This window comes from Burkholderia sp. MSh2, from assembly GCF_000731655.1.
GTDB lineage: Bacteria > Pseudomonadota > Gammaproteobacteria > Burkholderiales > Burkholderiaceae > Burkholderia > Burkholderia paludis.
Window position 1 is genome coordinate 70,165 of the sequence record NZ_JPGM01000038.1, and the last position, 24,374, is coordinate 94,538.

The following is a 24,374-nucleotide window of genomic DNA, read 5'->3' on the forward strand; positions in this document are numbered from 1 at the left end:
CAATGCCGGCCTCGCCGGCGCAATTTCATCCCTCGGAACGTTTTCGGCGGGGCGGTTGTTTCGCGCCGGCCGCCGGCGCAGCATCGGGGCGTTTTCTCCATCCTTTCAGGCGTACCGACATGATTCGCGATCAAGAAACGCTCAACGGCCTGCTCGACTCCATCAACCGGTTCGTGCGCGAGCGGCTCGTGCCCAACGAGGAGCACGTGGCCGAAACCGACGAGATTCCCGACGACATCGTCGCCGACATGAAGGCGCTGGGCCTGTTCGGCCTCACCATTCCGGAGCGCTTCGGGGGTCTGGAGCTGACGATGGAGGAGGAGGTGCTGGCGGTGTTCGAGCTGTGCCGGGCTTCGCCGGTATTCCGCTCGCTGCTGGGCACCACCGTGGGCATCGGCTCGCAGGGCATCCTGTTCGACGGCACGCCCGAGCAGCAGGAGAAGTACCTGCCGCGCCTCGCGACGGGCGAACTGATCGCCTCGTTCGCGTTGACCGAACCGGAAGCCGGTTCCGACGCGGCGTCGCTGCGCACCACCGCGATCCGCGACGGCGACGACTACGTGGTGAACGGCACGAAGCGCTTCATCACCAACGCGCCGCATGCGGGCATCTTCACGCTGATGGCGCGCACCAACCCGGAAGACAAGGGCTCGGGCGGCATTTCGGCGTTCATCGTCGACGCGAAGACGCCCGGCATCGGCTTCGGCAAGCGCGACAGGAAGATGGGGCAGAAAGGCGCCCATACGTGCGACGTGATCTTCGACAACGTGCGCGTGCCCGCCGCGAACCTGATCGGCGGAAAGGAGGGGCAGGGTTTCAAGACGGCGATGAAGGTGCTCGACAAGGGCCGCATCCATATCGCCGCGGTGTGCGTCGCCGTGGCCGAGCGCATGCTGTCGATGGCGCTCGCGTATGCGATGGAACGCAAGCAGTTCGGCAAGCCGATCGCCGATTTCCAGCTCGTGCAGGCGATGCTTGCCGACAGCAAGGCCGAGATCTACGCGGCCCGCTGCATGGTGGTGGATGCCGCGCGCCGGCGCGACGACAAACTGCCGGTGAGCACCGAGGCGTCGTGCGCGAAGCTGTTCGCGTCCGAGATGTGCGGCCGGGTGGCCGATCGTGCGGTGCAGATTTTCGGCGGCGCCGGCTACATGGCCGAATACGCGATCGAACGTTTCTACCGCGATGTGCGCCTGTTCCGCATCTATGAAGGCACGACCCAGATCCAGCAGATCGTGATTGCCCGCAACATGGTTCGCGACGCGCAATAAGGCGCTGCTTACGGGGTGTCTTGCCGCTTCGTGCAAGCCGGGCGAAGGCGCACGGGTCGCTCCGCATCGATCCGTGGCGGCAGGCGCCGCTCGTCGTTACCGCGACGCGATTGCGCACACGGTCCGGAACAACGCCGGAATTGCGTTCTGCCGCGACCCTGCGCGTGGACGAGGCGCCGGTCATGTCGCCGGTGCGTGCACGGCCACGATGGGCCACCGCGCGGCGCGGCGCCGGCATGGCGAAAATTTCAAAATCAGGGCCGCAATTTCAAAATTGAACACATTTTGAAATCCGGTTTCGGATGATCTCCCCGTGAATCGGGGCCGTCAGCCCCGGCGCCGATGTGGCCTGCTTTTTGCATGGTTGAACCTGGACGTACTCGTCGCCCGCCGCTCAAGGAGGATATTCCCTGCGCCGGACGGGCCTGGCCGAAGAACGGGAAGCTTGCACAAACGTAAGGGGATGCAATGACTGGCTACCAGAAGCGAAATGGCGTACCGCAGGACGACGCACGCGGGGGCGTGCCCGAGCGGGGGGCGGAGGGCGGGCGATCGACGGCGCGGCCCGGCGAGCGGCCCCGCGATGCGAACTGGGCGTGGGCGAGATCCGGTGCGGGCTACGACTGGATGGATCACGCGCCGCTGTTCGAGCACGGCGACTGAAGCCGTGGCGGGCCGCGGCGTGGCGCCCGCCCGCCGTGTTCCGCATGACGACCGGCCGGCTGCCCGCTCGTCCTCGCCGGCGGTCGGCTGAATACTGTTCGCCGTCGCGATGTCGATAGCGACCACCGGGCGATGCGACGAACATGTCGACTGGCGAAAGCCGGGACGATGCAACCGCGAATGACCGACGTGCCGATCCGCACGCCGCCCCGTGAAGCAGGCGGGTGGCTGGCGGCGCGTCGGCGACCTTAATTCAACCATTCATACTCCATGGCTGCCGTGACGCCTATCCCCATCCAGTCCATCCTGATCGCGAACCGCTCCGAAATCTCGATCCGCGTGATGCGCGCCGCCGCCGAGCTGAACATGCGTACGGTGGCGGTGTATTCCAAGGAAGACCGCCTCGCGCTGCATCGTTTCAAGGCGGACGAAAGCTACCTGATCGGCGAGGGCAAGAAGCCGCTCGCCGCGTATCTCGACATCGACGACATCCTGCGCGTCGCGCGGCTGGCGAAGGTCGACGCGATTCACCCCGGCTACGGCTTCCTGTCCGAGAACCCCGATTTCGCGCAGGCGGTGATCGACGCCGGCATTCGCTGGATCGGCCCGTCGCCCGACGTGATGCGCACGCTCGGCAACAAGGTGGCCGCGCGCAACGCGGCGATCGCCGCCGGCGTGCCCGTGATGCCCGCGACCGCGCCGCTGCCGGACGATCTCGGCGCCTGCAAGGCGCTGGCCGCGGAAGTCGGCTATCCGCTGATGCTGAAGGCGAGCTGGGGCGGCGGCGGACGCGGGATGCGCGTACTGGAAAACGCCCAGGATCTCGAAACCCTGCTGCCGGTCGCGCGCCGCGAGGCGCTGGCCGCGTTCGGCAACGACGAGGTGTATGTCGAGAAGCTCGTGCGCAACGCGCGGCACGTCGAGGTGCAGGTGCTCGGTGATCGGCATGGCACGGTCGTGCATCTGTACGAGCGCGATTGCACGGTGCAGCGACGCAACCAGAAGGTGGTCGAACGTGCGCCGGCGCCGTATCTCGATCACGCGGGCCGGCAGGCGCTGTGCGAATCCGCACTGCGCCTGATGCGCGCCGTGGGCTACACGCATGCGGGCACCGTCGAATTCCTGATGGACGCCGATACCGGCCGGTTCTACTTCATCGAGGTGAACCCGCGCATCCAGGTCGAGCATACGGTGACCGAGATGATCACCGGGATCGACATCGTGAAGGCGCAGATCCGCATCACGGAAGGCGGCCGGATCGGTCTCGCCGAGGACGCGACGGACGGCGACGGCACGCTCGTCGCGCGTGCGGCGGGCGTGCCGGAACAGCATGCGATTCCGCTGAACGGCAACGCGCTGCAGTGCCGGATCACGACCGAGGACCCGGAGAACGACTTCCTGCCCGACTACGGGCGGCTCACCGCCTATCGCAGCGCCGCGGGTTTCGGTGTGCGCCTCGACGCGGGCACTGCCTACGGCGGCGCGGTGATCACGCCGTACTACGACTCGCTGCTGGTCAAGGTGACGACCTGGGCGCCGACGGCCGCCGAATCGATTCACCGGATGGATCGCGCGCTGCGCGAGTTCCGGATTCGTGGGGTCACGTCGAACCTGCAGTTCCTCGAGAACGTGATCAACCATCCGGCGTTCATCGCGGGTGACGTGACGACGCGCTTCATCGACAAAACGCCGGAGCTGCTCGAATTCGCGAAGCGCGGCGATCGCGCGACGAAGTTGCTGCGCTATCTCGGCGAGCTGAACGTGAACGGCAACGCCGAGATGAACGGCCGCACGCTGCCGGCGCTGCCGCTGTCGAAGCCCGTGCTGCCGAAGATCGATACGGTGGCGCCGATTCCGGCCGGCACGCGCGATCGCCTGCGCGAGCTCGGCCCGGAGAAGTTCGCGCGCTGGATGCTCGACCGCAAGCAGGTGCTGCTGACCGACACGACGATGCGCGACGCGCACCAGTCGTTGTTCGCGACGCGCATGCGCACCGCCGACATGCTGCCGATCGCGCCGTTCTACGCGCGCGAGCTGTCGCAACTGTTCTCGCTCGAATGCTGGGGCGGCGCAACCTTCGACGTCGCGCTGCGGTTCCTGAAGGAAGATCCGTGGGAGCGCCTCGCGCTGCTGCGCGAGCGCGTGCCGAACATCCTGTTCCAGATGCTGCTGCGCGGCTCGAACGCGGTCGGCTATACGAACTACGCGGACAACGTCGTGCGCTTCTTCGTGCGGCAGGCCGCGAGCGCGGGTGTCGACGTGTTCCGCGTGTTCGACTCGCTGAACTGGGTGCGCAACATGCGCGTCGCGATCGATGCAGTGGGCGAGAGCGGCATGCTGTGCGAAGGCGCAATCTGCTACACGGGCGACCTGTTCGACACGTCGCGTTCGAAGTACGACCTCAAGTATTACGTCGGCATCGCGCGCGAGCTGCAGCAGGCCGGCGTGCACGTGCTCGGCATCAAGGACATGGCCGGCATCTGCCGCCCGCAGGCGGCCGCGACGCTGGTGAAGGCGCTCAAGGAGGAAACCGGGCTGCCCGTGCATTTCCATACGCACGATACGAGCGGAATCGCCGCCGCGTCGGTGCTCGCGGCGGTCGAGGCAGGTTGCGACGCGGTGGACGGCGCGCTCGATGCGATGAGCGGGCTCACGTCGCAACCGAACCTGTCGAGCATCGCGGCGGCGCTGGCCGGCAGCGAACGCGATCCGGGCCTGGACCAGGACCGCCTGCATGAAGCGTCGATGTACTGGGAAGGCGTGCGCCACTATTACAAGCCGTTCGAATCGGAAATCCGGGCGGGCACAGCCGACGTGTACCGTCACGAGATGCCCGGCGGCCAGTACACGAACCTGCGCGAGCAGGCGCGCTCGCTCGGCATCGATCATCGCTGGACCGAGGTGTCGCGCGCGTATGCGGACGTCAACCGCCTGTTCGGCGACATCGTGAAGGTCACGCCGACGTCGAAGGTGGTCGGCGACATGGCGCTGATGATGGTCGCGAACGATCTCGGCGTGGACGACGTGCGCAATCCGGACAAGGACATCGCATTCCCCGAATCGGTCGTGTCGCTGTTCAGGGGCGAGCTGGGTTTCCCGCCCGACGGCTTCCCGGCGGACCTGTCGCGCAAGGTGCTGAAGAGCGAGCCGCCGGCGCCGTACCGCCCCGGCGACCAGATTCCGCCGGTCGATCTCGACGCGGTGCGTACGCAGGCCGAAGCCGCCTGCGAGCAGCCGCTCGACGACCGTCAACTCGCGTCCTACCTGATGTACCCGAAGCAGACGGTCGACTACTACGCGCACGTGCGTGCATACAGCGATACGTCGGTCGTGCCGACGCCGGCGTTCCTGTACGGGCTGCAGCCGCAGGAGGAGGCGGCGATCGACATCGAGCCGGGCAAGACGCTGCTCGTGTCGCTGCAGGGGCAGCACGCCGATGCGCAGGACGGCATCGTGAAGGTGCTGTTCGAGTTGAACGGCCAGTCGCGCTCGGCGCTCGTCGAGCAGAAGAGCGTGGTGCAGGCGGGCAAGGAGCGTCATGGTCCGCAGCGCGCCGATCCGTCCAATCCGCTGCACATCGCCGCTCCCATGCCTGGCTCGGTGGTCACGGTCGCCGTCCAGCCGGGGCAGCGCGTCACGGCCGGCACGACGCTGCTCGCGCTCGAGGCGATGAAGATGGAAACGCATATCGCGGCCGAGCGCGACTGCGAAATCGCGGCCGTGCACGTGAAGCCCGGTGAGCGCGTCGCGGCGAAGGACCTGCTGATCGAGCTGAAGGGCGCGGCGTAACGCGCGCGGCGCCCGTTGCGTCTCGGGCGGGCCGTCTCGACACGGCGGCCTGCCGCGCGGCACGGCTCGAACCGGGCGGGTTCCGCAGGGCCGGCCGTGCGCCGGCCGCAGCGCCGCGAGGCGCTTCGGGAGTCGATTCAATGTTCCGTACATTGATGGATTCCCGCATGCTTGTTCCGCCTCGAAATTGTCGGAACAGCCCCGCTTCGGACGGCGGGCGCCCGATCGTCGCTTCGGCTTGTATTTCAAAGTACGGAACATATCGGCGCTACAATTGACGCGCTTCCCGGTTGGCTCGTGTAATGAAGCCATCGGACGGTCGCATGGGCGAGCGTCGTCGCCGTGTGCGGCGTCCCGCCCCGACCGATCGGAACAAGCATTTCATGGCCGCTTTCAGAGCCGGATCGAGACAAACGGAGCAATCGATGTCGCCGCAGGCAAACCGGGCAGCGCTGCCCGTGTCAGGGCAGGAAGACGCGAGTTGGCATGACGTGCCGGTCGGAGACGGCGAGCGCCCGGACGGCGAGCGCCCGGACGGCGGGCACGCGTCCGGCGCGATGGTCGTTCCGCTGGCGAGAAGCCTGGCGATCCTGGCCGCGTTCTCGCCGCACGAACCCTGGCTCGGCAATCAGGAGCTCGTGATCGAAACGGGCATTCCCGCGCCGACCGTGTCGCGGATGGTGCGCTCGCTCGTCGCGCTCGGCTATCTTCACTACTCGCCGCAACGCCGCAAGTACCGGCTGGCGGCCCCCGTGCTGTCGCTCGGCTATGCGGCGATCGCGCATTCCAACGTTCAACTGCTCGCGCGCCTCGAAATGCAGGCGTTCGCGAACACGAACGACACCTACGTGATGCTCGGCACGCGCGACCGTCTCGACGTGATCGTGCTGGAAACGTGCGCCGGCAAGCCGGCGTCGGTCGACCTGAAGCTGTATGCGGGCACGCGCCTGCGCATTGCGTCGTCGCCGATGGGCTGGGCGTTGCTGGCTGCGTTGCCGGAGCTCGAGCGCTTCTACCTGCTCGGCAACATCGAACGCAAGACGGGCCGCGACTGGCCCAACCTGCGCCGCCGCATCAGCGAGGGCATTTCGCAGGTGCACAACGTCGGCTATTGCATGTCGCTCGGCGAGTGGGAGCCGGACCTGACGATCCTCGCGGTGCCGCTGGTGGTTCAGGACCACACGCCGCTCGTGCTCGCCTGCATCGGGCGCAGCGCGCGGCTCGGGCGCGCGCGGGTCGAACGCGAACTCGGGCCCCGGCTGGTCGCGGCGGCCCGGCATCTGCAGGAGCAGGCGGTCGTCGTCGACTGACACGAACATGAACCGGACCGACAAGCAACAGGGCGTCACGCTGACCGTCGAACGCGGGCTCGAGGTACTCCACGCATTCCGTGCGGCGCGCGCGCCGCTGTCCAACGCGGAACTGGTGCGGCGCACCGGCCTGCCGAAAGCCACGGTGTCGCGCCTGACCACCACCCTGATCTCGATCGGCTACCTGCGCAGGGTGGGCGGCGGGCGTCAGTTCGAGCTCAGTGCCGGCGCATTGAGCATCGGCCACGCCTACCTGGAAGCGAATCCCGTCACGCGCCTCGTGACACCCGTGATGCAGAAGCTGGCCGACAGGCTGAACCTGTCGGTCGCGCTCGCGGTTCCGCATCGGCTCGACATGGTGTACATCGCATGGCGCGCGAGCGCCCGGATCGCGACGCTGCGCCTCGGCGTCGGCTCGCTGCTGCCGATGGCGACGACCTCGGTCGGGCGAGCATACCTGTACGGGCTGCCGGACGCACTGCGCGAGCCGTTGATGGCCGAGCTGCTCGACGCGGCGGGCGACGATGCGGACACCGTTCGCGAGAACCTCGATGCGGCGTTCGACGACCTGAGGCAATCGGGCGTGTGCATGTCGGTCGGCGAATATCAGCGCAACGCGTACGGCATCGCATTGCCGATCGTGGTCGGCCGCACCCGCACGCTGATGGCGCTGAATTGCGGGGCCGTGGAACTGGAGCCCGACATGGCAGCGATCCGCCAGCGCGTGATGCCGGAATTGAAGGCGGCGGCCGAAACGCTGTCCTTCATCCTGAGCGACGTCGACTGCGAGCCCTGAAAACCTGGCGCGGGCAGGGGCCAGGCCGGTTTGGAAGGCTAACTAATGATCGTTATATTTGATGCGCGAGGCGCCGTGAGGTGCCGACAACCGGAGACGTGACATGCGAGTGCAAGCCGGAAGCGGCGGTTCAACTGCCTGGTCGACAGCCGACGCGGACGCGCTCGGCCGCGTGTCGTTCGAGCGGTTCACCTGCCGTGCATATCTGCCGGATGCGGTCCCGACGGACGCGATCGAACGCATCGTCGACATCGCGAAACGCGCGGCGTCGTGGTGCAACGTGCAGCCGTGGCACGCGATCGTGACGTCCCGCGACACGACCGAACGCTTCCGCGAGGCGCTCGCCGCGCATGCCGCGCGGCATCCCGGAATCGATTCCGACCTGCCGTTCCCGGACGAATATCGCGGGGTGTACGGTGAGCGGCGCAGGGAGGTCGGATATGCGCTCTATGCGGCGCTCGGCATCGCGCGCGGCGACAGGCCGGCGCGCGAGCGGCAGGTTGCGGAGAATTTCCGGCTGTTCGGCGCGCCGCACGTCGCGTTGCTGACGATACCGGCCGAGCTGGGGCCGTATGCGGCACTCGACTGCGGCGCGTTCGTCGCATCGTTCATGCTGGCGGCGCGCGCGCATGGCATTGCGACGACGGCGCAGGCGGCGCTGGCGCATCACGCCCGATTCATCCGCCATTATTTCGGGATCGGCGACGAGCGCAAATTCGTCTGCGGCATCGGGTTCGGTTACGCCGACATGGCGCATCCGGCGAACGCGTTCCGCTCCACGCGCGCGGCGACGGCGGACGTGATGCGGATGGTCTGAACGGTCGCGCTCCGCTCGGCATCCGCCGTGCCCGTGCAACGTGGCAACGGCGGAGCGGATCGGCGCTCGCATCCGGTAACGGCGCCGGCCGGCGCCCCAGGAAAGGAGAGGACACGATGGTGGGAACGAACGACACGCCCGGCCCCGCGCTGGCAATCGTGCAGGCCGCGTGGAACGCGGCCGCGCGCGACTGGAATCCCGACGCACTGACGGGCATCTACACGGCGGACGCATTGTTCTTCGGCGGCCGGCCCGGTCATTCGGCCGGCCGCGACGCGATTCGCGCGTACTTCGCGTCGTACGACGGCGTGATCCGGTCGGCCGCGCTGGCGCTGGTGGACCAGCACTTCATCCGGTTGGCCGACGATTGCTTTCTCGCGCAGGGCTACGGCGAATTCACGTTCGTCCTCGGCGACGGCAACACGTCGCGCTCGCGTTTGCGCACGACGCTCGTGATCGCGTTGCAACAGGGAGAATGGAAAGTCCGCCAGCATCATTTTTCGACTTCGCCCGCAACGCCGCCGATCTGAATCGGCCGATCCACATGCGCGGACGCTCCGGCGTCCGCGCGTCGCGTTCATGCCGCGGGGACGTGGCGCGCGAGAAACTGCGCGGCTGCCTGGCCGAACACGTCGTTGCGGTCGCCGGCGACCATGTGTCCCGCCGCGGCGACATTCACGTATTCCGCGTGCGGGCAGAGTTCGAGAAACTCGCGAACGCCGGCCTCGCTCACCACGTCGGAGCTGCCGCCCCGCACCAGCAGCGTGGGGAGCGCGAGGTTGCGCGCGCAAGCCGAGAAGCGTGCGTGACGGGCCGGCAGATCGGTCGTGCCGGACAGGAAGCGCGGGTCCCAGTGCCAGTGGTAGCGGCCGTCGTCGCCGAGCCGGACGTTCTTCGACAGGCCGGCGGGATTGCGCGGCCGCGACCGGCTCGACCGGTAGCGGCCGATCGCGTCGGCGACTTCGTCGAGCGAGCCGAAACCGTCGGGATTCTGCTGCATGAACGTTCTGATGCGCGACACGCCGGCCGGCTCGGTGTACGGCACGATGTCGACCAGGATCAGCGCGCGCGCGTCGATCCGGCGTTCCCCGATCGCGACGAGGCCGGTGCCGCCGCCCAGCGATGCGCCGACGAGTATCGGGGGGCGCCCGCCGAGCGCGTCGACGACATGGCGCAAATCGCCGACGAACGCGTCCTGGCTGTAGTCGCCCGCGGCGCTCCAGTCCGAATCGCCATGCCCGCGCGCATCGTAGGCAACGGCGAAGTAGCCGGCGCTGCCCAGCAGCGCACCCGTGTCACCCCACGCATGACGTGTCTGGCCGCCGCCATGCAGCAGCACGACGAGCGGGGCGTCCGGATGCCCCCACGTATCGCCGGCGAGCCGCACGCCGTCCGCGGTGCGCCACAGATGGGCGGGGTCGGGGGTGCCGGGCAGGCGGGTTCCCGGTCTGGTCGCGGCGCGCACGACGGATTGGGTCGATGAAGGCATGACGGAGCGTTGAAGGGTGGACGGAGAGCGGCGGGCCGCTTACATGGTGCGCCGCGACTTCGAACTTCGCCGGTGGGCGCATGCGTGTCAACGCGAGCGGCCAAGACGTTCCGTACAGTGAGCGTGCGGACGACGCGCCGTTCGACGGCTGGCCGCGAACGGCTTCGCGATGTCGAGCCGCCGGCGAGAGGTTCAGGCAATCGCACGGCCGGCGAACCGTGCGCGACGGGCTCGCCGACGGCGCTTGGGTTCGCTGGCCCGCACCATGAAAATGCGCTACCCTCTCAAACATTAGTTTTGTGCCGCACGGCGGCATTCGAGAGGATCAGGCAGTACCCGGGGAGACGAAGCATGCCGCCGGCCGCCATCGGCGAACCCGACCGGCCACGGGGCGATCGCTCGCGCGGCGCCCTCCAGGGCACCGCGGGCCGTGGCTTCGCCCAGGCGGCATCGGGCTCTTCACTTCATCTTGACAACAGCGGACGGCTGATACACGAACGTGCGAAAGCGAAATGTAAATCCCAGCGCGGATACCCGGGAAACCTTGCTGCAGCTTGCCGCGCGCTCATTCGCGACGCAGGGCTACGCCGCGACGACGATGCGGGCCATCGCCGACCAGGCGGGGATCGAGGCGGCCAGCATCTACTATCACTTCTCGTCGAAGGAAGAGCTGGTCGACGTCGTGATGGAGCACGGCGCGGACAGCATCGTGCAGCACATCAAGGAACACTTCGACGCGCTGCCGCCCGATGCGACGGCCGAGGCGCGCTTCAAGGCGGCGCTGGTCGGGCAGATGAGCGCGTTGATCAAGTTCGGCGACTACGCGCTCGCGCACGGCCGGCTGCTGACCCAGCTTCCCGACAAGGTGCGGGAGCGTCAGGTCAAGCGGCGCGAGCGCCATCAACAGCTGTGGACCGCCGTGTTCGACGACCTGCGCACCGAAGGGTGGCTGCGCGAGGACGTCGACATCGCGCTGTGCCGTGTGTTCGTCCTCGGCTGCATCAACTCCGTCCAGACCTGGTTCGATCCGAAGAAGGGGTCGCTGGACAAGGTCGCCGACCAGCTCGCCACGATGTTCTTCGAAGGCGTGAAGCCCGCGGCAGGCGCAAAGCCCGCGGCGAAGGCCAGGCGCGGCAGCCGCAAGGCGGAACTGGCCGCGTCCTCCTGACGCCGCACGGCCGACCGGCCGGCCGTGCGCTTCAACGCGCACGCGGCCGGGTCACGCGACCGCGCGATCCCGCAGCGCCGGGCCGCGCCGGATCCGGCGTTCGAGAAAGCCGAGCACGGCATGGGCGAACGGATCGTTGTGCTCTCCCGCGACGGTGTGGCCGGCATCCCGCACGTCCGCATATTCCGCGTGCGGGCACAGTTCGAGGAATTCGCGCGCACCGGCCTTGCTGACGATTTCCGAATCTTCCCCGCGCAGGAGCAGCGTCGGCAGCTTCAGGCGGCGCGCGCTGGCTGCAAAGCGCACGTGACGGCGCGCCAGGTCGCGCGGCCAGGCGAGAAAGTGCGGGTCCCAATGCCAGCGATATTTCCCGTCCTCGCGGCGCAGGATCGGGATCAGGCTTTCCTGCGTGAGCGTGTGCGCCGGGTGCGAGCGATAGTTGCGGATCGCGTCGGCCGCTTCGTCGGGCGAGCCGAAGCCGTCGGGCTGCTGCCGCATGAACGACTGCAGGCGCAAGACGCCCGCCGGTTCGATGTACGGTGCGATGTTGACGAGCACGAGCGCTTCGGCGTCGAGATAGCCTTCGCCGACGGCGAGCAGGCTTGTCCCGCCGCCGAGCCCCGCGCCAACGAGTACCGGCCGCCGGCCTTCGAACATCGCGACGACGCGCTCGAGATCGCGGATCATCGCCCCCTGGCTGTAGTTGCCGGTGCGCGACCAGTCGGAATCGCCATGGCCGCGTGCATCGAAGGCAACGGCGTGAAAACCCGCCGCGCCGAGCGAGCGGCCCATGCCGCTCCACGCATGGCGCGTTTGCCCGCTGCCATGCAGCAGGACGACCGGCGTGCCGTCGGGGTCGCCCCACGAGCGGCCGGCGAGCCGGATTCCGTCGGCGCCTTGCCATGTGTGCATCGTACCGGCCGGGCCGGCCGCGCGCGTTCCCGTCGTCATCGCATTGTTCATGATCCGATTGCATTTGCGTTGCACGCGCCCAGGCCGGAGCGCCCGCCATTCGTGACCTTTTTGCAGCCGGGGTGCGGCGCTGAATTGCCGAAATGTCATGCGGTCGAACGGAATTCGACACGCCCCCGCATACGTTCGCGGCGGTTTGCAAGCGAGTCAATCGACGCGGCCGGAATGTTCCGTACTCCGGCCGAACGGGGCGGCGCACGTCGCGTCGCGCTCCATGGCGCACGACTAGAACCGCTTGTTGATCCCGACGATCGCGCCGATCGTCGTGCCCGGCGCGCCGTACAGCGCGTTGTCGATCGACAGGCCGAATTTTTCCCGGCCATGATTGTTCGCGGCGCCGAGTTCCACATACAGCGAGGTCGCCTTCGACAGGAAGTAACGCGTGGTCAGCGCACCGAGCAGCGTGTGATTGTTCGAGTCCTGCGGATCGCGGATGTACCACACGCCCGAGTTGATATCGAGCTGCGGCAGCGGATAGTAATCGAAGCCGAGATTCCACACGTTGTTGGTGCCGCCGTTCGTCACGCCGCCGGCGACCGTCGTCGGCAGCTTGAAGCTGGTGAACGAGCCCTTCACGGCGAACGAGCCGAAGTGGTAGCCGAGCCCGATCATCCGGCCGAGGAACGGCTGCTGGAAGATGGTCAGCCCCGCGGAATTCCTGGCCGAACTCGAGTCGTACATCGCGGCGTTCACGACCAGCCCGTGAAACTCGTAGCGCGCGCTGACCGAATACTGCTGCGCCGCGCGATAGTCGCCCGGCACGCCGCCGAACGCATACATCGCACTGGCGGAAAACCCGGCGAACTTCGGGCTCGTATAGGTGATCGCATTCGGATTGAAACTGCCGACGAACGTGTTGGCGCCGTAGACGGAAAACGCCGTGCCGAACTGGCCGGCGTTGCGCGGGTCGGCCTCGTAGATCGCCAGCACGAACGGCGAGTACTGCACGCCGGCCTTCAGCTGGCCGAAGTGGCCGTCGAGGGCCAGCCATGCCTGACGGCCGAAGAAATTGCCGTTGCTGTTGTCGAAGCCGCCGTTGACGACACTCACGCCGCTTTCCAGCCTGAAGGTCGCTTTCAGCCCGCCGCCCAGATCCTCCTGCCCGAACAGGCCGAAATTGGAAGGTTCCAGGCCGCCGTTGATGAGACTGACCTGCTTGCCGCCGCTCGCACCGGTCGCCGAATTGAGCGTCTTGTTGGTGAACAGCAGGCCCGTATCGAGCGTGCCGTAAAGCGTGACGCTGCTTTGTGCCCACGCCCAGGCGGGCAGGAGCGCCATGCCGAGCGCGAGTATCGTCTTCTTCGCGTGCAACCCTGATGACCGGCTGACATTCATTTCGTTATCCGAATTCAATGAGAAGTGAAGGAACGGCGTGTGTCGGACTGCTGCTGCGGCGCGGCGGATTCAGGACCGGATGGACGTGCCGGTCGGTACTCGATATCCGGGTGCGGATAGTCGTTTCCAGATGCCAAGACAATCTAACGTTCGGTAGATTGAAGCGCGAGACATCGAAGCTCCATTGGGTATAACCCGAGGCGAATTCGTGCTTTTAGGCAATGATCCGTTGGCTGAATTTCGGCGTTCCGTACTTCAACGCATTCAAACGATCGTGGCGATCGGAAACATGATCCGTTCTACGTAATGATGTGTGTGGAAGCGATTCCATCCTGGCGTTGGTGGCAATGTTCACGTGATACGAAGCAGACGCCCCTGTCGCATGGCGTTTTATCCGACGGAACGAACTTTTTCAGGCTCGTCGGGGCTGCAAGCGCAGCCCGAACCGGAAATCGGCGTGTTCGTCCGTTGGCCGGTATTTCATCGCGAGCTGCGAGGCCCGATCGATACCGTGCGCGGTGTCATCGAAAGCCGGATGGGCGTGCGGATTGGCGCGGCCCGGGCAGCGTGTCGCGGGAGAGACGGAGGGGAAGGGGGACGTCAGCCGCGATCCGGGGCCCGCTTGCGGGGGATCGGGCCGGCTGCCCGCAGCCCGGGCGGTCGCGCCGGGCGATGCGGGAGGTGCTGACAGTGCGGGCGCCGGCGGCGAAGGCTCGGGCGGGACTTCGCCGCCAACGGCGTGGGTACTTCGCGCCGCGCGCTTACTTGCCCATCGGTTTCGCGAACATCATGTGCGACATGCCGCCGTCGCATGCGATTGCCTGGGCCGTGATGTAGCCGGCCGCGGGCGACGCGAGATACACGATCAGGTCGGCGACTTCCTCCGGCCGGCCGACCCGGCTCATCGGCAGCATTGCCGCAAGCCGGTCGAGCAGATCCTGCGGCACCGAGCCGCGCGCCATCGGCGTGTCGATCACGCCCGGCAGCACGACATTCACGCGCACGCCGTAGTGCGCCCACTCGTGCGCCATCTGCCGGCTGAGCGTGATGAGCGCCGCCTTGCTCGGGCCATAGGCGCCGCCCTGCGAATAGCCGTGCACGCCCGCCAGCGAAGCCGTGTTCACGATTGCCGCATGCGGGCTCTTCTTCAGGTGCGGGAGCGCGCTGCGCGCGAGCATCAGTGCGCCGTCCACGTTCACCTGGAACCCGCTGCGCCATTCGTCGATCGGCACGTCCTCGAGCATCCCGGAGCGCACCAGCGCGGCCGTGTTGATGACGACGTCGAGCCGGCCGAAGCGCTCGACCGTGCCGGCGATGGCCGCGTCGATGTCCGACTGTTTCGATACGTCGAGGCCGAGCGCGAGCGCCTGGCCGTCGCGTCGCGCGATCTCGCCGGCCACGCGTTCGGCGTTGCCCGCATGCAGGTCGGCAACGGCGACCGCGCCGCCGTTCGCCGCGAAGGTTTTCGCACTGGCCTCGCCCATGCCGCTGCCCGCGCCGACCACCAGCGCGACCAGCCCCTTGATGCGTGAATGGATCATCCAGTCGTGCGGTGCCGCGTGGTGGGATTCAGTGTTCATTCGTTGCTCCTCCTGATCTCGTGTGATCGATTGATTGTTCGTATGCCGGCGCTCAGTTGCCGGATGCCCGCACGAAGCGGCGGATGACGGTGCCGAAGTCCTCCACCTTTTCGAGGTTCAGTACGCTGTCGACGACCTGCTCGATGGTCGATGGCGGCAGCAGGCCGTCGACGAACGTGCGGAACTTGTTCACCAGTTCGTCGGTGGTCATGCGGGTCGCGGGATCCGCCGACGGCGTGCCTTTCGGGAACATCTTCTCGCCGGAGTAGACCTGACCGCGCGCCCGCACTTCCACGCGCGACGGGCGGCTGGAGATGTCCGCCGAGATCGACTGGAAATAGTCCGGATGGGTTTCAAGCGACACGCGCTTCATCAGCGCCATCACGGACGGGTCGAACACGACGGCCGGGTCCTGCCACCGCGGGCCGGGCGGAATGCGGTGGGCCGCGACGGCCAGCCCGTGCGAGAAGCAGAACTGCGCGTCGTGCACTTCCAGGATTTCGCGGCTGGTGAAGCAGGGCAGCACATAGGCCCAGCCTTCGCCGAACGACGTGATGCCGTCGATCTCGTCGGGCTTCAGATCGTGTTGGGTCACGATGTCGATCAGCAGGTCGAGCGGCGCGTGCATCACGCGGCAGTGCGGATAAGGCTTGAACATCTGGAAGCCGGGGAAGCGCCACTCGTCGCCCAGATCCCGCGTGATGACCTCGGGCATCCAGCGGTCGGTGCCGATGAAGCTCGCGTAGCCGTTGACCGTGTCGTCGAGGATGCGCACGTCGCCGCGATGGCCGAGTTCGCCCAGGTCGGCGGCCGTGAGCGCGATGTTGGTCAGGCCGCCTGCCAACTGGTACTTGATGGTGGCGGTGGGCGCGTGCGTGAACCACGCGCGCTGCGCATTCACCGGCGCCGATGCGGCGGCCAGCCCCAGCGCGTTGGCCAGTTGGGTCGCCGACAGGCGCTTGAGCTTGCCCGCGGACGCGGTCGCGCCGAACACGGTGCTGCTGTAGCCCACGACCGATGCGGGATTGGCCGGCTTGCCGTCCCGGGTGTCCCGGTAGCCGCTCATCGCGGCGCCGAAGCGGCAGGACATCTCGTGCGACACCGCCACGGCGGCGATCAGGTCGCGGCCGGAGCGCCGGTGCGTCTCGGCCGTCGCGAATGCGCCGGGCAGCACGTACGGGCTCACGTGGCCCGGCAACAGCACCGAGTCCGCATCCAGCGCGTTCAGCAATTCGCTGTTGGCGAACGCGGCGCCGTACACGGTCGAGCGCTCGCCGGTGCCGATGATGGTCGCGTCTCCCGCGCTGCCGCCGATGCGACGGCCCGTTTCGATGCCGATACGCCCCCTCGGATGATCGATGCCAGCCAGCGCGACACCCAGCGAATCGAGAATGTCGCGCTTGCACTCCTGCACGACGATGTCGGGTAATCGGGCGATATCGACGCCGGCCGAGAAATCGGCCAGTTGCTGGATGAGGGTGGGGTGACTCACGTGTCTCGCTCCTCGTTCTGATTCCGTGTCCGCGAATGCCGTCAGGGTTGGCGCTGAATCCGCCGCGCGCAATGCTTGCGTTGAAAACGTTCCGCGCGTCGAAAAACGCGCACCGGAAGGCGCGCGCTCGACCGGCAGCATGCGGGGATTCCCTGATGGGAAATCCCCGCAAGCAAAATAGAATAACAACTGTTAGTTAGATTGCAGGGTATCTCGACGATCCCTCGCGCTTTCCCCGGTGCCGCGAACCGACGCAGGTCACTTCATCGGCGGGTGTCGACACACGTCGACCGCCGTTCCAGACAATCCCAGGGTCCAGCATGAAATACGAAGATTTCCAGTTCCTCCTGTTCGATCGCCAGCCGGACGGCGTCCTGCTCGTCACGCTCAATCGTCCGGAGGTCATGAACGCGACGAACGACCGGATGCACTGGGAATTGACCAAGATCTGGGGCGTCGTCGGCGACGATCCGGGCGTGAAGGTGGTCGTCGTGACCGGCGCCGGCGATCGCGCGTTCTCGGCCGGCGGCGATCTTTCCGTGGTCGAGGAAATGGCGGCGAGCCAGGAGGCCACGATGCGCGTGATGAAGGAGGCGTCCGACATCGTCTACAACATGCTCGCGTGCGACAAGCCGATCGTTTCCGCGATCAACGGCACGGCCGTCGGGGCCGGCCTCGCCGTCGCGCTGCTGGCGGACGTGAGCGTGATGGCCGAGGACGCGAAACTGACCGACGGACATGCGCGCCTCGGCGTGTCGGCCGGCGATCACGCGGCCATCGTGTGGCCGCTGCTGTGCGGGATGGCCAAGGCCAAGTATTACCTGATGACCGCGGATTTCGTCGACGGCAAGGAAGCCGAGCGGATCGGCCTGGTCAGCTTTTGCGCGCCGCGCGCCGAGGTGCTGTCGCGCTCGCTGGCCATCGCGGCCAACCTCGCGCGCGGCAGCCAGACCGCGATTCGCGCGACCAAGAAATCGCTCAACAACTGGATGCGCGTGGCGGGGCCGGTATTCGACAACTCGCTCGCGCTGGAGATGCTGTGTTTCCTCGGGGCGGACGTCAAGGAGGGCGTCGCCGCATTGCGCGGCAAGCGCCAGCCCGAGTTTCCGTCGGCCCGGCTGCCGCAGTCGTGACCGGTCGAACGCACGGACCGCGATCACGCTGCATCCTTCAATCTAACTAACGACAGGTCAAATGAGACAGCTCACCCTGCTTCTCGACGGCATGACGCATACCGAAGCCGCGCGCTGGCACGACGGCCGCTTCTGGTTCAGCGATCTCTATACCGAATGCGTGTACTCGATCCGCGAGGACGGCAGCAACCTCTGCGAGGAAATGCACGTGCCCGAATGCCCGTCCGGCATCGGCTGGCTGCCCGACGGGCGCCTGATCGTCGTGTCGATGCACGACCGCGCGCTGTTGCGGCGCGAGCACGACGGCTCGGTCGTGCGTCATGCCGACCTGGCGCCGCATCTGGAATTCGAACCCAACGACATGGTGGTGGACACGCAAGGCCGCACGTGGGTCGGCAACCTCGGCTTCGACGTGATGAAGCTTGCGCCGCGCCGCCCGGGCCGGCTCGCGCGCGTCGATCCGGACGGCACGGTCACGATGGTGAGTGAGCCGCTGCACTTCGCGAACGGCGCGACGATCGTCGACGGACGCACGCTGGTGGTGTCCGAATCCTGGGGCAACCGCATGTCGGCGTTCGACATCCGGCCCGACGGCTCGCTCTCCGCGCGCCGCGACTGGGCGACCTTCGGCCCGGTGCCGCAGGACGAGGACGTGATCCGCTCGATGGCCGAGATCGTCGTGGCGCCGGACGGCATCTCGCAGGTCGATGCCGAGGGCGCGATCTGGGTTGCGGATTTCACGAAGACGCGCGTGCTGCGCGTGGCGCCCGGCGGGAGGATTCTCGAGGAGATCCAGACCGGCGAGCGCAACTGCTATGCCTGCGCGCTGGGCGGCGAAGACGGCCGCACGCTGTTCATGTGCGTGACGCCCGCCGATTTCAATCCGGAGGTGCGCCGCGCCAATCCGTTGAGCGCGGTGCTGTCGACACGCGTCGACGTTCCGCTCGCCTGAGGCATCAGGCCACACCAACTGGAGAATTCATGACGACCATCACTGACACCGCGCAAGCCGCGCGTACGAAAGCGCTCGCGTGGATCGGGCAGGGCGCGAAGCGCCTGCTGATCGGCGGGCAATGGGTCGATGCCGCGTCGGGCAAGACCTTCGAGACGATCAATCCCGCGACCGAACAACTGCTTTGCCGGGTCGCCGAGGCCGACAGCGCCGATGTGGACGCCGCGGTGATTGCCGCGCGCAAGGCGTTCGAAGCGCCGTCCTGGTCGGCGCTGTCGCCGCATGCGCGCACGCGGGCGCTGCTGAAAATCGCCGACAAGATCGAGGCCCATATCGACGAGCTGGCCGCGATCGAATCGCTCGACAACGGCATGCCGCTATGGTTCGCGCAGGGCGCCGTGACCGCCACGGTGGACATCGTGCGCTACTACGCGGGCTGGTGTTCCAAGGTGCTCGGCACCACGATCCCGTCGGACGGCAGCACGCTGATCTATACGCTGCGCGAACCGCTCGGCGTATGCGGCCAGATCATCCCGTGGAACGTGCCGATCCTGATGGCCGCGATCAAGTTCGCCAACGCGCTGTGCTGCGGCAACACGGTGATCCTCAAGCCCGCCGAGCTGGCCTGCCTCACGTCGATTCGCCTCGCGGAGCTGATCCAGGAAACCGACCTGCCGCCGGGCGTCATCAACGTGCTGCCGGGTTACGGCGCGACGGCGGGCGCGGCGCTGGCGCAGCACCCCGGTGTGGACAAGATCGCGTTCACGGGCTCGACGGCGGTCGGCAAGCAGATCACGCGCGACGCCACGGGGAACCTGAAGAAGGTCACGCTGGAACTCGGCGGCAAGGCGCCCAACGTGGTGTTCGCCGACGCCGACATCGAGAAGGCGGTGCAGGCCGCGGTGAAGACCTTCTGCGGCAACTCGGGCCAGGTGTGCTCGGCCGGCACGCGGCTGTTCGTGCAGGAGAGCGTCCACGAGCAGGTGGCGGAGCGCGTGGCGCAGGTGGCGGCCGCATGGAAAGCGGGCGACCCGTTCGCGGCCGACACGAAGATCGGCCCGCTGATTTCGGCGACGCAGCGCGAGCGCGTCCGGTCGTACATCGGCGTGGGCCGCGAGGGCGGCGCGACGTTGCGGCTCGGCGGCCAGCCGTGGAGCGGCGCCGGCTACTTCGTCGAGCCGACGGTGTTCGACAACGTGCGCAACGGCATGCGGATCGCGCAGGAAGAGATCTTCGGGCCGGTGCTGTCGATCATCCCGTTCAAGGACGAGGACGATGCGGTGCTGCAGGCCAACGACACGACCTACGGCCTTTCCGCCGCGGTGTGGACGCGCGACGTGGCGCGCGCGCACAAGGTCGTGCGTGCGCTCAAGGCCGGGCGGCTGTGGATCAACACCTTCGGCGAATCCGATCCGGCCATGGCATTCGGCGGGTACAAGCAATCCGGGTGGGGGCGCGAATTCGGCCAGGAGTCGATCGAGGCCTACACGCAGACCAAGTCGATCATGCTCCGCATGTAATTTCGGCATCCGGACCAATTCAGAAGGAGACACCCTTGAGCATCAACCCGAGCATTCCGGATTTCGTGCGCGGCACCAAGAAACTGCTGATCGGCGGGCAATGGGTCGAACCCGCCGGCGGCGAACGCATCGAGGCCGTCAATCCCGCCACCGGCGAGGTGCTGTGCCATATCGCGCAGGGCAACGCGCAGGACGTTGGCCGCGCGGTCGCGGCCGCGCGCCGCGCGTTCGAAGGGCCGTGGAGCCGCTTCACGCCGCATGAGCGGCGCAAGCTGCTGCTGCGCGTGCACGACGTGATCCTCGATCACTTCGACGAGCTCGCGCTGATCGAGACGCTCGACATGGGCGCGCCGCTCGCCCGCACGCGCGGCTACAAGGAATGGCTGTCGCAACTGCTGCAGTTCTACGCATCGCAAACCGGCGCCGGCGCGGTGGAAACGCCGCCGATGTCGATCGCACCCGGCTTCACCGCGCTCAAGCAGTTGATGCCGGTGGGCGTGGTCGGCGGCATCATTCCGTGGAACGGCCCGCTGATGGGGCTGTGGTGGATCTACGGCCCTGCGCTCGCCACGGGTTGCACGGCCGTGCTGAAGCCGGCCGAGGATGCGTCGCTGTCGTCGCTGCGCGTGTCCGGGCTGATGATGGAAGCCGGCGTGCCCGACGGCGTGATCAACGTCGTGACCGGCTACGGCAAGGACGTCGGCCAGGCGCTGGCCGAACATCCGGACGTCGATCGCGTGGCCTTCACCGGCTCGGTCGGCACTGCGCAGGCCATCGTGCGCGCGTCGGCCGGCAACCTGAAGCGGCTGCAGCTCGAACTCGGCGGCAAGTCGCCCGACATCGTGTTCGCCGATGCTGATCTCGACAAGGCCGTGCCCGGTGCGGCAATGGGCGTGTTCACCAACACCGGCCAGGTCTGCGTGGCCGGCACGCGGATCTTCGTGCAGCGCGCGATCCACGACGAATTCGTGCAGCGCCTGGCCGCGTTCGCCGGCTCGATCAGGATCGGCGACGGCCGCGATCCCGATACGCAGATCGGCCCGCTGATCTCGCGGCGCCAGCTCGATCGCGTGATGCATTACGTGGACATCGGCGGCACGGAGGCGCGGCTCGTGCACGGCGGCCGGCGCCCCGACGGCGCGCCGGCCGGCGGCTTCTTCGTCGAGCCGACCGTGTTCGCCGATGTCCGCAACGACATGACGATCGCCCGCGAGGAAATCTTCGGGCCCGTCGCGTCGGTGATCCCGTTCGACACGATGGACGACGCGCTGCGGCTCGCGAACGACACGCCGTACGGCCTCGCCGGCGGCGTGTGGACGAGCAGCCTGTCGACCGCGCACCAGGTGTCGCAGGGCATTCGCTCGGGCACCGTCTGGGTCAACTGCTACGGCGTGATCGACCCGGCCGTGGGTTTCGGCGGCACGAAGATGAGCGGTTACGGATGGAAGGGCGGGAAGGAGCACGTCGAGAGCTTCCTGTACCCGAAGGCCACCTATATCAACCTGGTCTGAGCCGGCACGACGCCGTTGCCCGACCGCACAGGAGACACAAGACATGAAAGGCGTAGTTTTCAAAGGCGAGCGCACGCTGGAAATCCTGGAGTTCGACGACCCGACGCCCGGCCCGGGCGATGCCGTGATCGAGATGAAGGCGTCGGGCATGTGCGGCAGCGACCTGCATTTCTATCGCAACAAGCCGGCCGACGTGATCCGCTCGCTGGGTTTCAAGGATCTCGCGTCGCGCGGCATGTCGGAGGACACGCCGATCATCGGCGGTCACGAGCCGTGCGGGCAGGTGGTCGCCGTCGGCGCGGGCGTCGATCCGCGCGCGTTCAAGGTCGGCGACCGCGTCGCGGTGTTCCACTACGAGGGCTGCATGCACTGCGACCACTGCCGCACCGGCTGGACGCAGATGTGCAGCCACGGCGCGGATATCCACGGCGTCATCAAGCACGGCGGCCACGCGCACTACATGAAGGTGCCGGTGACGTCGCTGGTCCACCTGCCCGACGAAGTGTCGTATGCCACCGGCGCCGCGATTTCCTGCGGCACCGGAACGGCCTGGGGTGCGCTGCTGCGTCTCGACATCAGCGCACGCGACACGCTCGCGGTGTTCGGCCTCGGCCCGGTCGGGTTGTCGGCCGTGCAGCTCGCCGCGGCGATGGGGGTGGAGGTGATCGGCATCGACATCGCGGCCGACCGCGTCGCGTGCGCGAAGGAGTTCGGCGCGACCCACGTGATCGACGGCAGCCAGCAGGATCCGATCGAGGAAATCCACAAGCTCACCGGCGGCCTCGGCGTGACCTGCGCGATCGACTGCGCGGGCGGCGACGTGCCGAAGCAGCAGGCCGTGCGCAGCACGCGCCCGTGGGGCCGCATCGCGCTGGTGGCCGTGGGGGGCAACCTCAACGTCGACGGCATGAAGGACGTGATCGGCAAGCAGCGCACCATCATCGGCTCCTACACGTTCTCGGAAGTCGGGATGAAGGACTGCATCCATTTCATCGCGAATCACGGCGTGGACGTCGACAAGCTGTTCACCGACCGCTGGAAACTGGAGCAGGCCGACGAGGCTTACCGGCAGTTCGACGCGCAGGCGGGCGGCAAGGGCGTGTTCCTGTTCTGAGCACGCCACGGCATCCCGCGACAAGGAGACGGAACAATGGCGAAGTTTGAACGGCAAGGGATCGAAGACCCGATGGCCACGCTGTGCCGGATGGCGCTGCAGACGCGGTATGCCGACCTGCCGGCCGGCGTCACGCGCCATGCGAAGCAGACGCTGCTCGACGCGATGGGCGTCACCATCGGCGGTTCGGCCATGGAGGGCATCCCCGAGATCGTCGCGCTCGTGAAGGAGCGGGGCGGCAACCCGCAGACGCCGCTGCCGTTCTACGGCGGCCGCGTGCCGGCCCACGAGGCGGCGCTCGCGCTCGGCCCGATGCCGCGCGCGATGGATTGCGGCGACCTGCACGAAGAAGCCGGCCACGTGACCGAATACGTGGTGCCGACGCTGCTGGCCGCCACCGGCCTGCGCGGCAAGGTGTCGGGCAAGGAATTCCTCGCGGCGATGGCGGTCGGGCAGGAAATCCTGGTGCGGCTCGGCACGGCCTACAAGGTGATCAACCGGGCGATCAAGCATCACGAATGCGGCGGCCACTACATCTTCGGCGCGGTGGCCGCCGTGGGCAAGCTGCTCGGGCTGACCCAGGACCAGCTGGAAAACGCGCAGGGCATCGCGCGGACCATGACGCAGCCCAACACGATGGGCATCTATTCGCCGGCCACGCTGATGGTGCGGATGCATCACGGGCTGGTGAGCCAGGCCGCGATCACGTGCTGCCAACTGGCCCAGCGCGGCATCACGGGCCCGCGCGACGAGGTGCTGACCGGGCCCAAGGGCTATTTGAGCACGGCGCGCTGGGAGACCGATCCCGACTTCATCCTGCACGCGCTCGGCGAGCACTGGGAGATGGAGAACATCATCACCAAGGGCTACAGCGCCTGCTATTTCTCGCATTCGTCGATCGACGCCATCCGCGAACTGATGAAGGCGCACCGGTTCGGCGCGGCCGACATCGCCGGCATCCACATCGAGACGTCCACGCCGAGCTGGCGCGCCGTGTGCGAGCCACGGGAGAAGAAGTGGCATCCGGTCACGGTGCCCGAGTGCCAGTTCAGCCTGCCTTACGTGGTGGCCATTGCCGCGTTCGACGACAAGGTGTTCCTCGAGTCGTACAACGAGGACGCGCGCAGCCGGCCCGAGGTGCGCGAGCTGATGACGCGCATCACCGCCGAGGAAAACCCGGAAGTATCCGACTGGGGGGCGCGCCTCGCCGTCACGCTGCGCGACGGGCGCGTGCTGAAGCAGGAATGCGTGTACGTGAAGGGCCACCCGCGCAACCCGTTCACGGAAGAAGACTTCGTCGCCAAGTTCAGGCTCTGCGTGCCGTATGCCGCGATTGAGCTGCCGCAGCAGACCGTCGACAGGATGATCGGCGACATCCTGCACCTCGACGAAGTGGACGACGTGGCCGCCGCGCTGCTCGATCCGCTCGTTCCGTCCGGGCACTGATCGATACCCGGACGGA

19 protein-coding genes are annotated in these 24,374 nt (G+C 67.5%); 14 read left to right on the forward strand and 5 right to left on the reverse strand.

Annotation, left to right across the window (positions count from 1 at the left end):
• The first annotated feature begins 119 nt into the window (after window positions 1–119).
• From GQ57_RS23945 to GQ57_RS23970, 7 genes are all read left to right on the forward strand, one after another.
• Entirely contained in the window at window positions 120–1,271 is a 1,152-nt protein-coding gene (locus GQ57_RS23945; RefSeq protein WP_031400723.1) for an acyl-CoA dehydrogenase family protein, read from the forward strand.
• A gap of 468 nt (window positions 1,272–1,739) precedes the next feature.
• A complete protein-coding gene (locus GQ57_RS42025) occupies window positions 1,740–1,934 on the forward strand; it encodes a hypothetical protein (protein ID WP_152603339.1) in 195 nt (64 codons plus the stop codon).
• 270 nt (window positions 1,935–2,204) lie between these two features.
• A complete protein-coding gene (locus tag GQ57_RS23950; protein WP_034199214.1) occupies window positions 2,205–5,723 on the forward strand; it encodes a pyruvate carboxylase in 3,519 nt (1,172 codons plus the stop codon).
• Window positions 5,724–6,148: 425 nt separating this feature from the next.
• Window positions 6,149–7,033 carry an IclR family transcriptional regulator gene (locus tag GQ57_RS23955; RefSeq protein ID WP_034199215.1) on the forward strand — a complete coding sequence of 295 codons (885 nt, stop codon included), beginning with the start codon at window positions 6,149–6,151 and terminating at the stop codon, window positions 7,031–7,033.
• 7 nt (window positions 7,034–7,040) lie between these two features.
• Window positions 7,041–7,829, forward strand: a complete 789-nt coding sequence (locus GQ57_RS23960) for an IclR family transcriptional regulator (RefSeq protein ID WP_031400726.1) — start codon at window positions 7,041–7,043, stop codon at window positions 7,827–7,829.
• A gap of 103 nt (window positions 7,830–7,932) precedes the next feature.
• A complete protein-coding gene (locus GQ57_RS23965; protein WP_031400727.1) occupies window positions 7,933–8,646 on the forward strand; it encodes a nitroreductase in 714 nt (237 codons plus the stop codon).
• A gap of 116 nt (window positions 8,647–8,762) precedes the next feature.
• Window positions 8,763–9,176 (forward strand): YybH family protein, encoded by a 414-nt coding sequence (locus GQ57_RS23970; RefSeq protein ID WP_052001463.1) that lies wholly within the window; start codon window positions 8,763–8,765, stop codon window positions 9,174–9,176.
• A 47-nt stretch (window positions 9,177–9,223) separates the two neighbouring features.
• Here the strand turns inward: GQ57_RS23970 and GQ57_RS23975 are convergent, their stop codons facing one another.
• Window positions 9,224–10,135, reverse strand: coding sequence for an alpha/beta fold hydrolase (locus GQ57_RS23975; protein ID WP_052001464.1), 912 nt, complete (start codon window positions 10,133–10,135; stop codon window positions 9,224–9,226).
• Window positions 10,136–10,679: 544 nt separating this feature from the next.
• Here GQ57_RS23975 and GQ57_RS23980 point away from each other — a divergent pair.
• Window positions 10,680–11,303: a TetR/AcrR family transcriptional regulator gene (locus GQ57_RS23980; protein ID WP_031400730.1), complete on the forward strand. Its 624-nt coding sequence runs from the start codon at window positions 10,680–10,682 to the stop codon at window positions 11,301–11,303.
• 51 nt (window positions 11,304–11,354) lie between these two features.
• Here GQ57_RS23980 and GQ57_RS23985 read toward each other — a convergent pair whose 3' ends face one another.
• From GQ57_RS23985 to GQ57_RS24000, 4 genes are all read right to left on the reverse strand, one after another.
• Window positions 11,355–12,266: an alpha/beta fold hydrolase gene (locus tag GQ57_RS23985; protein WP_052001465.1), complete on the reverse strand. Its 912-nt coding sequence runs from the start codon at window positions 12,264–12,266 to the stop codon at window positions 11,355–11,357.
• Window positions 12,267–12,500: 234 nt separating this feature from the next.
• Window positions 12,501–13,610, reverse strand: a complete 1,110-nt coding sequence (locus tag GQ57_RS23990; RefSeq protein WP_081896753.1) for a porin — start codon at window positions 13,608–13,610, stop codon at window positions 12,501–12,503.
• Window positions 13,611–14,371: 761 nt separating this feature from the next.
• Window positions 14,372–15,190, reverse strand: a complete 819-nt coding sequence (locus GQ57_RS23995) for an SDR family NAD(P)-dependent oxidoreductase (RefSeq protein WP_081896754.1) — start codon at window positions 15,188–15,190, stop codon at window positions 14,372–14,374.
• 52 nt (window positions 15,191–15,242) lie between these two features.
• Window positions 15,243–16,682 (reverse strand): MmgE/PrpD family protein, encoded by a 1,440-nt coding sequence (locus tag GQ57_RS24000; RefSeq protein ID WP_034199216.1) that lies wholly within the window; start codon window positions 16,680–16,682, stop codon window positions 15,243–15,245.
• A 320-nt stretch (window positions 16,683–17,002) separates the two neighbouring features.
• Between GQ57_RS24000 and GQ57_RS24005 the strand changes: the two genes are divergently transcribed.
• The 6 genes from GQ57_RS24005 to GQ57_RS24030 all read left to right on the forward strand — a co-directional run bounded on the left by GQ57_RS24005 (window position 17,003) and on the right by GQ57_RS24030 (window position 24,358).
• Entirely contained in the window at window positions 17,003–17,815 is an 813-nt protein-coding gene (locus GQ57_RS24005) for an enoyl-CoA hydratase/isomerase family protein (protein WP_034199217.1), read from the forward strand.
• Between the two features lie 61 nt (window positions 17,816–17,876).
• On the forward strand, window positions 17,877–18,767 hold the full coding sequence (locus GQ57_RS24010) for an SMP-30/gluconolactonase/LRE family protein (RefSeq protein ID WP_031400736.1): 891 nt from the start codon (window positions 17,877–17,879) through the stop codon (window positions 18,765–18,767).
• A gap of 29 nt (window positions 18,768–18,796) precedes the next feature.
• The gene (locus GQ57_RS24015) at window positions 18,797–20,287 is read left to right on the forward strand and encodes an aldehyde dehydrogenase family protein (RefSeq protein ID WP_034199218.1); all 1,491 of its coding nucleotides are present in this window, start codon (window positions 18,797–18,799) and stop codon (window positions 20,285–20,287) included.
• 35 nt (window positions 20,288–20,322) lie between these two features.
• Window positions 20,323–21,798 (forward strand): aldehyde dehydrogenase family protein, encoded by a 1,476-nt coding sequence (locus GQ57_RS24020; RefSeq protein ID WP_031400738.1) that lies wholly within the window; start codon window positions 20,323–20,325, stop codon window positions 21,796–21,798.
• Between the two features lie 43 nt (window positions 21,799–21,841).
• Window positions 21,842–22,912, forward strand: coding sequence for a zinc-dependent alcohol dehydrogenase family protein (locus tag GQ57_RS24025; protein ID WP_034199219.1), 1,071 nt, complete (start codon window positions 21,842–21,844; stop codon window positions 22,910–22,912).
• A gap of 36 nt (window positions 22,913–22,948) precedes the next feature.
• Window positions 22,949–24,358, forward strand: coding sequence for an MmgE/PrpD family protein (locus GQ57_RS24030; RefSeq protein ID WP_034199220.1), 1,410 nt, complete (start codon window positions 22,949–22,951; stop codon window positions 24,356–24,358).
• Window positions 24,359–24,374: the final 16 nt, after the last annotated feature.

Coding starts and splice junctions, on each gene's coding strand:
- GQ57_RS23945 (WP_031400723.1), top strand. CDS start 120: ATGATTCGCGATCAAGAAACGCTCAACGGCCTGCTCGACTCCATCAAC.
- GQ57_RS42025 (WP_152603339.1), top strand. CDS start 1,740: ATGACTGGCTACCAGAAGCGAAATGGCGTACCGCAGGACGACGCACGC.
- GQ57_RS23950 (WP_034199214.1), top strand. CDS start 2,205: ATGGCTGCCGTGACGCCTATCCCCATCCAGTCCATCCTGATCGCGAAC.
- GQ57_RS23955 (WP_034199215.1), top strand. CDS start 6,149: ATGTCGCCGCAGGCAAACCGGGCAGCGCTGCCCGTGTCAGGGCAGGAA.
- GQ57_RS23960 (WP_031400726.1), top strand. CDS start 7,041: ATGAACCGGACCGACAAGCAACAGGGCGTCACGCTGACCGTCGAACGC.
- GQ57_RS23965 (WP_031400727.1), top strand. CDS start 7,933: ATGCGAGTGCAAGCCGGAAGCGGCGGTTCAACTGCCTGGTCGACAGCC.
- GQ57_RS23970 (WP_052001463.1), top strand. CDS start 8,763: ATGGTGGGAACGAACGACACGCCCGGCCCCGCGCTGGCAATCGTGCAG.
- GQ57_RS23975 (WP_052001464.1), bottom strand. CDS start 10,135: ATGCCTTCATCGACCCAATCCGTCGTGCGCGCCGCGACCAGACCGGGA.
- GQ57_RS23985 (WP_052001465.1), bottom strand. CDS start 12,266: ATGAACAATGCGATGACGACGGGAACGCGCGCGGCCGGCCCGGCCGGT.
- GQ57_RS23990 (WP_081896753.1), bottom strand. CDS start 13,610: ATGAATGTCAGCCGGTCATCAGGGTTGCACGCGAAGAAGACGATACTC.
- GQ57_RS23995 (WP_081896754.1), bottom strand. CDS start 15,190: ATGAACACTGAATCCCACCACGCGGCACCGCACGACTGGATGATCCAT.
- GQ57_RS24005 (WP_034199217.1), top strand. CDS start 17,003: ATGAAATACGAAGATTTCCAGTTCCTCCTGTTCGATCGCCAGCCGGAC.
- GQ57_RS24010 (WP_031400736.1), top strand. CDS start 17,877: ATGAGACAGCTCACCCTGCTTCTCGACGGCATGACGCATACCGAAGCC.
- GQ57_RS24015 (WP_034199218.1), top strand. CDS start 18,797: ATGACGACCATCACTGACACCGCGCAAGCCGCGCGTACGAAAGCGCTC.
- GQ57_RS24025 (WP_034199219.1), top strand. CDS start 21,842: ATGAAAGGCGTAGTTTTCAAAGGCGAGCGCACGCTGGAAATCCTGGAG.
- GQ57_RS24030 (WP_034199220.1), top strand. CDS start 22,949: ATGGCGAAGTTTGAACGGCAAGGGATCGAAGACCCGATGGCCACGCTG.